The 14,476-nt window shown below is 39.4% G+C and carries 10 protein-coding genes; 7 read left to right on the top strand and 3 right to left on the bottom strand.

The features are described from left to right. Positions 1 to 2 precede the first annotated feature (2 nt). From ACFFIP_RS06610 to porN, 7 genes are all read left to right on the top strand, one after another. Positions 3 to 1,112, top strand: a complete 1,110-nt coding sequence (locus ACFFIP_RS06610; protein ID WP_382386792.1) for a DUF4271 domain-containing protein — start codon at positions 3 to 5, stop codon at positions 1,110 to 1,112. Between the two features lie 35 nt (positions 1,113 to 1,147). After that, on the top strand, positions 1,148 to 1,921 hold the full coding sequence (locus ACFFIP_RS06605) for a uroporphyrinogen-III synthase (RefSeq protein WP_382386791.1): 774 nt from the start codon (positions 1,148 to 1,150) through the stop codon (positions 1,919 to 1,921). Positions 1,922 to 1,995: 74 nt separating this feature from the next. Beyond that, entirely contained in the window at positions 1,996 to 2,967 is a 972-nt protein-coding gene (locus tag ACFFIP_RS06600; RefSeq protein ID WP_382386790.1) for a PorP/SprF family type IX secretion system membrane protein, read from the top strand. Between the two features lie 116 nt (positions 2,968 to 3,083). Then, a complete protein-coding gene (gene porK / locus ACFFIP_RS06595) occupies positions 3,084 to 4,178 on the top strand; it encodes a T9SS ring complex lipoprotein PorK/GldK (protein WP_382386789.1) in 1,095 nt (364 codons plus the stop codon). A 65-nt stretch (positions 4,179 to 4,243) separates the two neighbouring features. Next, entirely contained in the window at positions 4,244 to 5,044 is an 801-nt protein-coding gene (gene porL / locus ACFFIP_RS06590) for a type IX secretion system motor protein PorL/GldL (RefSeq protein ID WP_382386788.1), read from the top strand. Positions 5,045 to 5,083: 39 nt separating this feature from the next. Then, positions 5,084 to 6,691, top strand: a complete 1,608-nt coding sequence (porM, locus tag ACFFIP_RS06585) for a type IX secretion system motor protein PorM/GldM (protein ID WP_382386787.1) — start codon at positions 5,084 to 5,086, stop codon at positions 6,689 to 6,691. A gap of 39 nt (positions 6,692 to 6,730) precedes the next feature. After that, the gene (gene porN / locus ACFFIP_RS06580) at positions 6,731 to 7,543 is read left to right on the top strand and encodes a type IX secretion system ring subunit PorN/GldN (protein WP_382386786.1); all 813 of its coding nucleotides are present in this window, start codon (positions 6,731 to 6,733) and stop codon (positions 7,541 to 7,543) included. 20 nt (positions 7,544 to 7,563) lie between these two features. On the opposite strand, the gene uvrC is transcribed toward porN, so the two are convergent. The 3 genes from uvrC to porW are packed head-to-tail and all read right to left on the bottom strand — an operon-like array spanning position 7,564 to position 14,374. Further along, positions 7,564 to 9,369: an excinuclease ABC subunit UvrC gene (uvrC, locus tag ACFFIP_RS06575; RefSeq protein WP_382386785.1), complete on the bottom strand. Its 1,806-nt coding sequence runs from the start codon at positions 9,367 to 9,369 to the stop codon at positions 7,564 to 7,566. A gap of 59 nt (positions 9,370 to 9,428) precedes the next feature. Beyond that, entirely contained in the window at positions 9,429 to 11,705 is a 2,277-nt protein-coding gene (locus ACFFIP_RS06570; protein WP_382386784.1) for a penicillin-binding protein 1A, read from the bottom strand. A 29-nt stretch (positions 11,706 to 11,734) separates the two neighbouring features. Continuing rightward, positions 11,735 to 14,374 carry a type IX secretion system periplasmic lipoprotein PorW/SprE gene (porW, locus tag ACFFIP_RS06565; RefSeq protein ID WP_382386783.1) on the bottom strand — a complete coding sequence of 880 codons (2,640 nt, stop codon included), beginning with the start codon at positions 14,372 to 14,374 and terminating at the stop codon, positions 11,735 to 11,737. Between the last annotated feature and the right edge of the window lie 102 nt (positions 14,375 to 14,476).

Raw genomic sequence — 14,476 nt, 5'->3', positions numbered from 1 at the left:
TCATGTATAGGTTATATAGCATTTTAGTGATTTTTCTTTTTGTGAGCATGGGAGGGGTCGCCCAGGTTCTTGAAAATTACGATGGGCATATTCAGTTAAATGAGGGAAGCAAGTGGCTAAATAAAATTGATAAGGCAAGTGTCAAGATTGATGTTTTCAGTTTCCCGAAAAGCAGTATCAAGTTAAAAGTTCCGGGAGAATCCACTGTGTTATTGGATGAAAAGGTATGGTTGTATGCGCCAAAGGACACAGTTATAGAAGTAAAAGTTAGCCATTTACAAGAGGTTTTTTCCTTGGGCTATAAAGAAAGCCATGAGTTGGCTGTGCTGAAGGATGGATTGGATGTCGGTCAGGTATCAGTAGTGAAAGGATTTTTCCCAAAGCAGGAGGAGCTTGTGAAAGAAGAAAAGGTCACTGGACTGGACTTTTCAAAAAGGGGCCAATCTGCTTTTGATGATTTTTTTATTTTGGGAAGTGTTATCATCCTCTTCTTGTTTGCGATTTTTAAGATCATGTTTCCCCAGGTTTTAGGTTTTATTATAAGGCCCCAAACAGTATTCAGTGCTGAGGATTTTTCTGACACAGGAAGTTTACAGAAATTCTTTTCGCTGGATGTCATATTTTATATCTTATTGGTGAATCATGTGATAGCGCTGGTTGCCATGCTTTTTATGAAAGAGGGGGGTAGTGATTCATTTTCTGTTTTTGTGAAAGGGGATATTAATGCGTTGTTTTTTAACTGGTTTTCGGGGGCTATTCTCTTGACTTTGGTGGCAGTGATCAAGTTTTTATTTCTAAAAATCATGGTTTTTATATTTGGATTGCAAAAATTTGATTTCGCCCATTTTTTTTATTTGCTCAGGATCGTTTCAATAAGTTTGTTTGTTATTTTAGGCATTGGTATATATTTCTTTTTGAACGACCAGTCATCTTTACAAAATGTAATAGAATATTCTTTAATTGGCTTTTTCTGGGCATATCTACTAGGCGTAGGGATGATGTTTCTGATTATGCTAAACAGAGTCCCATTTAAAAATTATCATTTATTTGCTTACATTTGCACCGCAGAATTGATTCCCTTTTTGATACTTTCAAAACTGGTCATAGGGTAAAGTTCAATTTATTTAAATAAGGATAAGACAAGACCATGAGTAAAATTACAAAAGACCGGCTTAATCCAGTTAAAAGTATTTTAGTGTCCCAGCCTAGACCTTCAGATGAGAAGTCGCCCTATTTTCAACTTGCAGAGAAGTACCATTTGAAGATAGATTTCAGGCCTTTCATACAAGTTGAGCCGGTTTCTGTAAAAGATTTCAGGAAACAAAAAATTGATATCCTCAAGCATACTGCCATCATCTTTACCAGCAGAAATGCTATTGATCACTTTTTTACTATTTGTAAAGAACTCAAGATAGAGATGCCTGCTGATATGAAATACTTTTGTATTTCCGAACAGACTGCGCATTATCTGCAGAAATATATCGTCATTAGGAAGAGAAAACTCTTTGTTGGCCAGAGAACTGCCTCCGATCTTTTTGATTATTTCAAGAAGCATAAATCTGAGAAATACCTGTTCCCTTGTTCTGATATTAGAAAAGAGGATATTCCAGAGTATTTGAATAAAATGGGGATAGCCTTTACTGAGGCGATCATTTATCATACGGTAGCTGCAGATTTATCTGATCTTCGGGATATCAAGTATGATGTTTTGGCCTTTTTCAGCCCTTCAGGTATCAAATCTCTTAAACATAATTTCCCTGATTTTGAGCAGAACAATACCAGGATAGCTGCCTTTGGTCCGACTACGGCCAAGGAAGTGCTGGACCAAGGTCTTATTTTGGATATTGAAGCACCGATGCCAAATGCCCCAAGTATGACTGGAGCTCTTGAACTGTACATTAAAAAGGCAAATAATTTGTGATCTTTTTAATCTTTTGTGGAAAAATTCAGTTTAAATGTGTAGAATAGAGTTTTAAACTTCATCTATAACTTTGAATGGAAAAGCTGAATTTTCTCAACATTAGGTTCATTTTGATTTTTGTCTTACTTGCTAAGCTTCCTTTTGTTACTTTCAGCCAACAGGATGCGCAGTTTACACAGTACATGTATAATGGGATTTTTTATAATCCTGCTTTCGCTGGAAAAGATGGAGGGTATCATTTTTCTGCATTACACAGGACACAATGGTTAAATTATTCAGGGACCAATGGGCCTGCGCCCATTACCCAGTTATTGACAGCAAGTGGAAGGTTGGATAATTATAATGTAGGATATGGTCTTTCTTTCGTCAACGACAATATTGGTCCTTCCAATAATCAGGAAATAAACCTGTCACTTGCTTACCACAAAAATCTGAGAAGAGGAGTGCTGAGTTTTGGTGCATCGGGTGGTATTTTTTCCAGTACCTTAAAATATGATGAATTGGTAGTGATCAATCCAGATCCAAATGTTCCGGTCACAGGAAGGGAAACGCAGATGAATATCAATTTTGGTGCTGGTGTGATTTATGATCGGGGTAATTATTATGTAGGACTTAGTACTAAACACCTCAATGAGCCTGTATTTGACTTTGGAAATGGTGCTCTGGAAAATCAGTTGAACAACCACTCTTATTTGTTGGCAGGTTATAGGATCAAAACTTTTGCTTTGTGGACATTCGAGCCTAGTTTATTAATAAAATCTGTTTCCTTCAATAATTTTTCTTATGATGTGAGCGTTATGGCAACACATAATAATAAAATAAGTGGAGGTCTTGCTTTTCGAGGAGAAGAGTCGATCTCGATGTTGTTGGGATATAGTATTCTTAGAGACAATTCTTTGAGAATAGGTTATGCTTTTGATTTGGTTTTTGGAGGACTTGAAGCCAAGTCACCGACGAGTCATGAGTTCATGATGACTTACAACTTGCAGCCAGTATCGAGGGAGTTTCAGAAAGTGATTCAAAGAACCCCAAGATTTAGGTTCTAAAATAATCTGTGAAATTTCTTGTCAGATTTGCAAATTTCTGAGATTTTCCCTTAAATTTCGAGATTATAAGTAGGTGATTTGTGGTAAAATTTTACATCACTTAATTCATGTAAAACATGTATAGAGAAATGAATTTCAGAATTTTGTCCGTCGTAATGGTCTTTTTTCTGGCCATCGTGAGTCAGGGTTGCGGCCTTCTTGGTAAGAAAGGAACAGCAAGCGAAAAAGAAAATCGTAGAGGGGAAGTGACGGGAGTCCCTAAGAGACAGATCTGGCAGCAGACCCTGCCAGTTGACATGGTCGCGATCAAAGCAGGTACTTTTTGGATGGGTCAATCTGATGAGGATATTGCTTACACCCAGTCTGCTTTCAACAAGCAGATCACAGTGTCCGAATTTTATATGGATAAGTACGAAGTGTCTAACAACAAATACAGACAGTTTGTGGAAGCCGTAAGATCCGGTGAGTTTACTTACAGTACTCCAACTACGCTGAAGGAGCCACCTGTATTCAATTTGGATGAAGTGTTACCGGACACTACTGTATGGTCTACCAGCTTCACCTATCATTATGGAGATCCCTTGATGGAGTTTTATTTTGACCATCCTGCTTTTGATAACTACCCTGTAGTTGGCGTTAGCTGGGAGCAGGCACAAATGTACACCGAGTGGAGAACTTACCACATGAATGCCAATGACAAGTCTGATTACGACTACCCTCGGTTCAGATTACCAACTGAGGCTGAATGGGAATACGCCGCTAAGGGAGGTAAAGATGTTGCCAAATACCCTTGGGGAGGTCCTTACCTTAAAAACCGTAGAGGTTGTTTGATGGCTAACTTCAAACCAGGTAGAGGCAATTACATTGATGATGGATTTGCTTATACGGCTCCTGTGGATGTATTTGCGCCAAATGGCTTTGGCTTGTATAACATGGCAGGTAACGTGTCAGAATGGGTTTTGGATGCCTACAGCCCGGTTTCAAGCAGCTTGACATGGGATTTGGATCCAAAATATGAAGATCCAAATGAGAAGAGAAAAGTAGTAAGAGGCGGTTCTTGGAAAGATATCGCTCATTTCCTTGAAACAAGTACAAGATCTTATGAATTTCAGGACATCAAAACAGCCCATATCGGATTCAGAACCGTGGTAACTTTCATGGGTAGGTCCGGATCAATGGATGTGAACAACAATAGAAGAAGAAAAAAATAATAATCAATCACTCAAATAGATAGATAGCCCTAGTCTCAAATCAATAACAACTTAAACTATTTAAAATGGCAAAGAATAATTCTTTTAAGCACAAATTCTACGGCGATATAATGCCGAAAGTGTATGGTATAGGTGCGGCAGTTGTAATTTTGGGCGCAATGTTCAAAATTCTTGATTGGCAAGGCGCCAGTCTGATGATCGGGGTAGGGCTTACCACTGAAGCTGTCATATTTTTCCTATCGGCCTTTGAGCCAAAACATGAAGAGGTAGACTGGACTAAAGTTTATCCTGAGTTAGCAAGTGAAGAAGCAGCACCCGTTTCTTCAAGAGGAAAAGCATCAACTTCTACTGGTTTGACCCAGAAGTTTGATGACATGATGGAAAATGCAAAAATCGGCCCTGAATTATTTGAAAGCTTGAGCAAAGGCATGCAAAACCTTGCAAGCTCAGCTGAAAAAATGGGCAAACTTTCTGATGCTGCTGTTGCTACCAATGAATATGCAGAAAATGTAAAAACAGCTTCTAAAACATTGGTGGATATCAATTCCTCTTATGGAAAGACAGCATCTGCTTTAGTTGAGCTCTCTTCAGCATCCAATGACGCCAAGCAATACCATGCTCAGGTGGTTGAGGTTACGAAAAACTTGTCAGCTCTTAATAATGTCTACGAAATGGAGTTGATCGATGCGCAGAACCACATGAAGACTTTGAACAAATTCTACACCAATGTTTCTACTGCCATGGAAGGTATTGCAGAAGCAGGTAAAGAGACAGAAGCGTTCAAAAATGAGTTGGCCAAGCTGAATCAAAACGTTAGCTCATTGAATAAAATTTATGGTGGAATGCTCACAGCTATGAAAGGTTAAGCCTTATCATGTATATGTTTAATCTTTTAAGTAGATAATATGGCTGGAGGAAAAGAGACACCTAGACAGCGGATGATCGGGATGATGTACCTGGTATTGACAGCTTTGCTGGCTTTGCAGGTAAGTAACCAGATTCTCCAAAAGTTTGTATTGCTGAATGATGGTTTGGAACGGACATCCAAGAACTTTATCAGCAAGAATGAATTTACAGTTTCTTCAATTGCAGGAACTGTAGAACAGCAAGGCAATAACGAAAGAGATGTTCCAAAAGTGGCTGCTGCGCAGGAAGTCAGAAAGACAGCTGCAGAGGTATACACTTACTTGGAAGGCTTGAAGCAGCAGTTGATTACAGAGTCCAATGCAATTGATGATCAAGGTCAGTTCAAAACTTCTGCTTTGAAAAATGTGGACATACCCGGAAACATTTTCAATAATAACCAGAAGGGTTTTGAAATGCAGGAAAGGCTGAACGCTTATCCTAAGCAGATCAGCGAAATCTTGAAGTCTGTAGGTATAGAATTAAGTTTCGACAATATCGCTAAAGATGCGAAGGATATTGAAATCTTCAAAAATGACTCAGAAGCTAGAAATAAAAATTTCGTAAATCTGAACTTTGTAAAGTCTCCAGTTGGAGCGGTAATGGCAATCATTTCCCAATATCAAAACGAAGTGTTGAATATTGAAGGAGAAGCATTATCAGCAATTACGGGTTCGATTGGTACATTCTATTTCAAATCTGATGTTTTTAAAGCCAGTGTAGCGGCAAATTCCAATGTTGTAGCTGCAGGTACTAAATTTGAAGGTAATCTATTTATTGCATCTTCTTCTTCATCCGCAGCACCGAAAATGACAGTAGATGGCAGAGATGTTCCAGTAGTTGATGGTTTTGGTGAAATCAGTTTCACCGTGCCACCGGCAGGACAATATGATGACAGAGGATTGGCGAAAAGAGTACTGAAAGGTGAAATTACGGTAAACATTGCCGGTAAAGATTCTACGCTGACTGTTGATTATGAATATTTCGTAGCACAGCCGGTAATCAGGGTAACCTCTGAAGTGGTGAATCAGCTTTTCGCTGATTGTGCCAACGACCTATCTATCGATGTACCAGCATTAGGTAATTCCTATGCTCCTGATTTCAGCATTTCCAATGGTAACTTGATTAAAGGAAACAGACCTGGCCAAGTCACTGTCATTCCGGGAGCTTCTGGTAAAGTTGTTATCGGAGTAAGCAGTGGAGGCAATAAAATTGGTGATGTGTCGTATGATATTAAACCAGTACCTGCACCAACCATCAGATTGTTTGATGGTAGAGGTCAGATTGATCTGAGTCAGGCATATCCTGCTCCAGGACCTGCTGCTTTGAATGTCGAAGCTATTCCAGAGCCTACTTTCGGTAGAACAATGGCAAGAGATGCAAATTTTGAGGTTACCGGTGGTGAAGTGGTATTGCTTAGAAATGAAGTTCCTCGTGAAAGAGTGAATATTGGAGGCAAAAGCGTAGCGATTAGAAATCTAACAGCTGCAGCTAGAGCAGGTGACGGTTTAGTGATAAGGGTGACTGAAGTTACCAGAACTAACTTCCGTGGAAATAAGATCAAAACAACTTTGGCTCAGCCAGAAATCATCAGGTTGCAGTTAAAGTAATCCGATAGTGACTTGTCCTCAATTATAAATGACAAAGTTATGAAATTAAAACAAAATTTTATTTTAACCCTTTCTCTCCTCTTTGCGATGATTGGAGGAGATGTTTTTGGTCAAGGAGCGACAAGTGTCAGTCCTTCCAACATTGGGGATAGGCGTTTTAAAGTAGATACCGTTTACTCAGTTCTGCCAATTAGGGAAGATGATATGATGTTCCAGATTGGTGTGTGGAGAAGGATCGATTTGAGGGAGAAATACAACAATCCTTTATACGGTTCCGGTGATACCAAAAACAACGGCATCATGAGCAATATCTACAAGGCCATTGTAGAAGAGAACGCCTTGGAGGTCTTTGCGGATGAGGAATTTACTCAACCTTTGTCTATTTCAGAATTTCAGAATAATTTCTGGATTGCTGCAAATGGTGATAGTATCTTCGTGAAGCAGTTGTACTACTTGGATTTCAAAGAGGACTTTGTTTTTGATAAACATCATTCTCAGATCAAATTTGATGTGAAATACCTGGAACTGGTGATGCCTTCTCCAACAAATGCAAATGCCGGTCAGAAGACTATAGGTTTTATTAGATTCAAGGATTTCTACAACCACTTCAAAGATCACCCTGAAGCGAAATGGTTGAATTTCCAGAATGATTCTAAAAGTTTAACTTATGATCAGGCTTTTGACTTGAGGTTGTTCAGGTCCGTGGTAAGGAAATACACCAATGCGGACAATGCTTTGATTGCAGATTTGGTAGATCCGAATAGTCCAAATGCAGAACTTCAAGCTTTCTTGAATTCACTTGAATTTGAATACAAATTGCTTGATTTTGAAAATGCCCTTTGGGAATGGTAAATAAAAAAATGGCGGGTCAATCACCCGCCATTTTTGTTTGAAAGCCAATTGATTATATTTTTGGTTTTTGCTGCTCCAATTAAAGCCGTCAATTCTTCTTCCGAGGCTTCTTTTATTTTTTTTATAGACTTGAAATGCTTCAGTAGTTTTTCTGCTGTTTGTTTTCCGATACTTTCAACTTCTTCCAATTGAGTTCCAAAGGCTTTTTTGCTGCGAACATTTCGGTGAAAAGTTATGGCAAACCTGTGCGCCTCATCTCTTACCCTTTGAAGCAATCTTAACGATTCTGATTTTTTATCAATATGAATAGGATATTGATCGCCTGGGAAATAAATCTCTTCCAGTCTTTTGGCTATGCCGATAATTGGAACTTTTCCGTATATATTCAAGGCTTTTAAAGCTTCGACTGCAGAAGAAAGTTGGCCTTTGCCACCGTCTATGACAATGAGCTTTGGCAAAGGTTTATCTTCTTCCAGAAGACGTTTATATCTCCTCCCCACCACTTCAGTCATACTGGCAAAATCATTCGGACCTTCCACTGTTTTGATGTGATAGTGTCGGTATTCTTTGACCGCAGGTTTGCCGTTGAGGAAACACACCATACTGGCCACTGGATTGGTTCCCTGAATATTCGAGTTGTCAAAGCATTCAATGTGGTCAGGCATTTCCTGTAAAGACAGGTCAGATTGAAGTTGTTTCAATACCCTGAACTTTTTATCCTTTACCTCTCCTGATGCCAGTAATTTTTCTTGTTTGTAATACTTGGCATTTTTGAGTGATAACTCGATTAAACTTTTTTTATCACCTATTTTAGGGAAATGGATATTTAGACCTTCATATTCCTCCTCGATTGGAATATTCACGATGATTTCATCTGCATCGCTGTTGAATTGGTCCCTTAACCTGACGATGGCAGTGAGAAGCAGTTCTGTCTCGGCCTCATCCAATCGTTTTTTCAATTCCACTGTTTTGGTGATGATAATGGCGCCGTTTTTTACTTTCAGGTAATTGACATAGGCATTCTTTTCATCACTCACCAGGGCAAAGACATCCAGATCTTTGATGGCAGGATTGACCACCATGGATTTTGATTGGTATTTTTCCAGTAAATCGAGCTTTTCTTTATAATAGTGTGCTTTTTCAAAGGCCAGTTCACCTGCTGCTAACTGCATGCGTTCCCTGAAATATGACTTGGCTATGCCAAGGTTTCCTTTTAAAATATGCTTGGCATGCTCAATATCCTTCAAGTAATCGGCTTCCTTTTGTTTTCCCTCACAGGGTCCAAGACAGTTACCGATATGGTATTCCAAACAAACCTTGTATTTGTTTTCCTGGATTTTATAAGGGCTAAGATCAAGCTTGCACGTTCTGATGGTGAAAATGCCTCTAATGAGCTCCAAAACGTTATTCATGGCCTTTACTGAAGCGAATGGGCCAAAATATGTCCCTTTATGAGGGATTAATCTTCTAGTCGGAAATATTCTCGGGAAGTTTTCTTTAGTCAGGACTAGATAAGGATATGTCTTATCATCTTTCAGCAGGATATTGTACTTGGGCTGGTTTTTTTTGATGATGTTGTTTTCCAATAACAGGGCATCAAATTCTGAATTGACCAATGTGATTTCAATCCTCCTGATTTCCCGGACCATCTTTCGGGTCTTATGATTCAATCCAGAACCTTTTACAAAGTAAGAAGCAACCCTTTTTTTTAAGCTTTTAGCCTTGCCGACATAAATCAGTTCATGGTCTTCATTGAAATATTTATAAATCCCAGGTTGATCGGGAAGTAAATTGTACTCTTCTATCGTGTAAAAAGGAACCTGCATAAGGCAAAATTATAAAAAAAGCCTCCAATGGAGGCTTTTTAAACTGTTTCTATTCAAAATTAGAAATCATTTTTTCTTGGGTCAAAGTCGAAATCATTGAACCTGCTGCTGTTCAGTTCATACTGGTTACAGTCAATTTCAATGCTCAATGGTCTTTCTGGCCTCGGGAAAGGCCCTTTGGTGTAGCCAAGGGTTGGATCGCCATATACTTTAGCCATATATTTCACCCATATTGGTCTAGCTGTCTGTCCACCTTGTCCACTAATCCAGCTTCTGAAGTGGATGGCTCTGTCATCACCACCTACCCAAACGCCGGAAACCAGGTCTTTACTCATGCCCATATACCAACCGTCAGAGGCATTTTGGGTTGTACCGGTTTTACCCCCCAGTTCGTTTCCTTCGTCCCTTAAGGTCCATGGCACCCCTTGGCTGGTACCTCTGCTTTCTTCGAATCCTCCTCTCATCATATAGACCATCAAGTATGCGTGCTCTTCGCTCATGGCTGGCCTTTTCTTTGGGGTGAATTGCTGAAGGACATTTCCGTTTTTGTCTTCAATCCTGTCGATATAGAAGGGTACAATATGTTCTCCCTTATTGACAAATGTGCCCATTGCACCTACCATTTCATAGATGGATACATCCGTGGTTCCTAAAGCCAGGGCAGGAACTTCTTCCAAATCGCTGGTAATACCAATTCTATGGGCTGTTTCTACTACTACCCTTGGCCCCAATTTTTTCATCATGTAGGCGGTAATAGAGTTGACTGATTGGGCCATAGCACGTCTGATGGTCATTTTTTCGTAGGAAAATTTCCCATCAGCGTTTTTTGGGGTCCAGGCAGGCTGTCCAGGGATATTGACTTCAATAGGTTGGTCGATCACTGAATAACAAGGACTGTAACCGTTCTCAATTGCTGCCGCATAGACAAAAGGCTTAAAGGTTGATCCCGGTTGTCTTTTTCCTTGCTTCACATGGTCGTATTTGAAGTGCTTGTGGTTGATACCTCCCACCCAAGCTTTGATATGGCCTGTATGAGGATCCATGGACATGAAACCTGTTTGAAGGTGTTTTTTATAATGCCTCAAGGAATCCATGGTACTCATTACCGTATCTATCTCCCCTTTAGTCCAGGAGAATATCCGCATTCTTTTTTTCTCATTCAACTTGATGTTGACAGAGTCGGATTCTGCCCCATATCTTCTGACAAGGTTTCTGTAGGCCTCAGTTCTTTTGATTTGGGTTTCCAAGAAATTAGGAATGACTCTTCCATTTTCATCTATCCAAGGATCTCTATTTCCCATTTCATTTTCGAACTTCTTCTGTAGTTCCCTCATGTGCTCATCGACGGCTTCCTCTGCATAGCGTTGCATTCTGCTGTCAATGGTGGTATAAATTTTCAATCCATCTCCAAAAAGATCATAAGGAGTTCCATCTGCCTTTAGGTTTTCTTTTGTCCATTTGATCAATTCAGCTTTGATCAGCTCTCTGAAGTAAGTAGCCAATCCCTGGTTTTGATTTTCTACTTTGTAATCCAGTTCAATAGGAAGTGCGGTAATAGAGTCTTTTTCCGCCTTGGTCATGTATCCATACTTTTCCATTTGGGCGAGTACGGTATTTCTTCTTCTAAGGGAATTTTCAGGGTTGAATACTGGGCTATAATAAGTGGGGGCTTTGAACAATCCTACCAATACGGCGGATTCCTGAACAGCAAGTTCATTCGGGGCCTTGTTGAAGAATGTCTTTGCAGCTGTTTTGATGCCGTAAGCATTACTGCCAAATTCAGATGTGTTCAGGTAAAGCGTTAAAATTTCATTTTTCGTATAGGCTTTTTCCAGCTTGGTAGCAACGATCCACTCCTTTGTTTTGATAATCAGCATTTTTAACCCCGGCACTCTGCTTAGTACTCCCTGTGATTCCAGGTTTCTGGTTTTGAAAAGGTTTTTGGCTGTTTGTTGACTAAGCGTACTTCCCCCTCCAGCAGATTGTCTTAGTATAAGAGACTTGAAAAGCACCCTGCCCATACTTTGAAGGTCAATGCCGGAATGGTCATCAAATCTGACATCTTCAGTGGCGATAAGTGCATTGACCAAATTTGGTGCAAGTTCATTGTAAGTGACTGGACTTCTGTTTTCCCGGAAATAATTTCCAAGGAGTACTCCATCGGCTGAATATAACTCAGAAGCTACTTCACTCTTTGGGTTTTCCAATTCTTTGAAATCTGGTAATTCCCCAAAAAGACCGAGGAAATTGACGCTCACAGCCCAAACAAATAGGGTAAACCCTATGATTCCAGCAGCGAAAACCAACCAAATTATTTTTATGATTTTATTGGTCATTATAATCTATCAGTAATTAGCTATTCTTTTTATTTATAAACCTTATTGTAGAATTGTCGGTATTCATTAAGGTTTTTACGTCTATTCAGCTCCTGGAAGTTTTCAATTGAAATCAAGAAGCAATTTTCTTTGTCTGAATCCTCAATTGAAGCCGAATTGAAGCTATTCATAAATTTGTTTCTATAATCGAGGGCCTTTTCTGCATTGCTAAAAGGGCTCACGATAAATATTGCTTCTTCCCTGCTAAGGTTCATGTTGCCCGTCCTCAATCGCGCACTGGCAAAGTTTTGCATGTGGAAAGCTTCCAGGTCAGCAAGAAGATTTTTTGCATCCTTGGCTTTCTCCGGCTCCAAAGCGATGACAAATATATGTGTTTGATTAGGATTTTCACGGTAGGGTGAATCCTCTTCATCTTCTTCTTCTATTTCTCCAAGTACCGGTGTTTCTTCGGTATCTTCATCTTTTGCTATCAACTGATCTGTTTTTTGCTCTTCCTTGACATCATCTCCTGTGAGAGCTAATAGCATATTTCTTGCCATTTTTACCAAATCCTGATTTTCTGTTACCTGTATGTAATTTTCAAGCCTGCCTTTATACCTCTCCTTATCATCAATTTTACCTGAAATCATGATGTCTAAAAGCAGTAATTTCTCAGTGTTTTTGGTCAAGGGGAAATTTTCAAGGGTGTTTCTGATAACGCTTCTTGCGCCAACATATTCTCTTTGGTAATAAAGGTCATAAGCATCCTTGTACAATTTCGAGGATTCCAGAAATGCCTGATTACCTTTGATCCCATCAGGATTATTGACTGAGAAGGTAAAAGGTGACTCAGGGAATTCTCTGTTTAAACGCTCTGCGTATAGTTTTTCGTTCCCTCCGGATTCCTGATTGGCAAGAAAGAGGATGTAGTAGGCTTCGGCTTTTTTGTTGGAGTTTGGATAACTTGTGATAAGCCCTTCCAAGTATTCAATACTCATCTTGGGTTCTTTAAAGTCAAAAAATAAAAGTTTGCCCATTTCGAAATAAGCAATTTCCAACTCCTCCTTCAATGCATTGATGGCGGCAGGTGTTTTAGGGATTTGGGCCAAAAGACTTTCTTTATCTGGAATTTGAGCTAAAATTGGATTTTCTTCTTCCGAGGAATCCCCATTTTCATCAGCACGGACCTCATTGGAAGTTTGATTTCCTGATCGATCTGTAGTCTGAAATCCCTGCACATTTCTTCTCCAGTTGTCTTCTAAAGTCCTGTTGCCCCATATTCTGTAAAAATCAATAGAGCCTTGTTGCATGGCTACAGAATTATCGAAGTAAAAGGACTCTCCCGATCCTCTGCCCCCAAAAGCCAATAAATTTTCGAAAATACCGGTCGATTTGGGTTTGGCATTTTCTTCCGCTTCTCTGATCAGACGCTCTTCTTCTTGTTTGATAAACCTTTCAGCTACGAGTTCCTGTTCTTCAGGACTCAACTGTGAGAGGCTGATCAAGCTGTCGTTTTTGGAAATGACATCAAACTGTCTGACATAGTTGTCAAAAATACCCTTCTGCTCTGTGAGTTCATTGTAAATGAGATCACTTTGCTTGATGTGCGTTAAAGCAGAGTCAAGATAGAATTTTGTTGACCTGAAATCCTTTTTGATGTCGTAACTTATCTCAGCAAGTTTGCGGTAGATGTAGCCTTTCTGAACGGGGTTTTTGCCATCTTCTTTTGCAGCCTTGATCAAAAGATCTTCTGCTTCTTCGATATTATCCTGCTTCAATTCAAAAATTGCTTTTTCATACAGGATTACATCCCTCAGGTCAAGGTTTTTACTGTCTTTATAAAGGTCGTCGTAATAACCCCTGACTTTCCTGACATCTTTGCTTTTATTGAGTTCTGCTACCTGTTGGGCAAATAGTTGGGCAAAGAAACTCCGTTCGTAAGGTGGGTTTCCTTTCAGTGCTTCCTGATAATAACTGTAGGCCAATGCGTCAAGTCCCTCTCGTTGATAAAGTTGGGCGAGGATAAAGTTGATCCTTGACTTTTCTTTTTTGTCTTTAGTCAGCCCCAAGGCCCTGTCCAAAGCTCCGATTTTGCCATTTACCTCACCTCTTTTATCGTAATAATAGGCCAGGTTTTTATATAAGATGAACCTATTGTCTTTGTTGATGCCTGATTCTTTTGAAAGGTAATCAATGACATAGGCTGCATCATCGAAGTTTTTCTGATCGGTAAACTGCCGCATCAATTGGATCAGGCTTCGGTGTCTGATTCTTTTTTTCTTACTGTTCACATTCAGGTATCTGAAGGTATTCGAAGCATCATCGAATCTGGCATCATAATAGTCAGCCATTCCCAAAAGAAAAAAGGAGTCATCGACCCATTTCGATATTTTGTGCCATTCTATGGCTTTGGAAGAAAATTCCCTGATACCTGTCAGTAGTTCTTCATTCTGGTCTATAATGGCACTGTCTATAGGAAAAAAAATAGGCAGTACTTGGGAGTAATCTTCCTGATGACTTTTCTCAATTGCTTTTTCAAGCTCCAAGAGGTTGTTTTGGGCATAAAAAAGGGCATTATACCTTGAAGTGGTATTATGAAATTGCCTATTGAGGAAGGTGTTCTTTTCGGAAGAACAGCCAGAAAACAATAGAGCGATCAGGACAAATAATCTTAAAATAGATCTTTGCATTTTGACTTATCGGACAAAGGCACAAAATAGTTGATTTGAACCAAAATATTAAACGCTATCGTTTATTATTATATTTTTGAGATTCATAACCAATTCACAAAT

It is taken from the genome of Fontibacter flavus, assembly GCF_042432905.1.
GTDB classification, from domain to species: Bacteria; Bacteroidota; Bacteroidia; order Cytophagales; family Cyclobacteriaceae; genus Fontibacter; species Fontibacter flavus.
The sequence above is the reverse complement of the archived record's forward strand: the minus strand, read 5'-3'. Positions and strand labels throughout refer to the sequence as shown.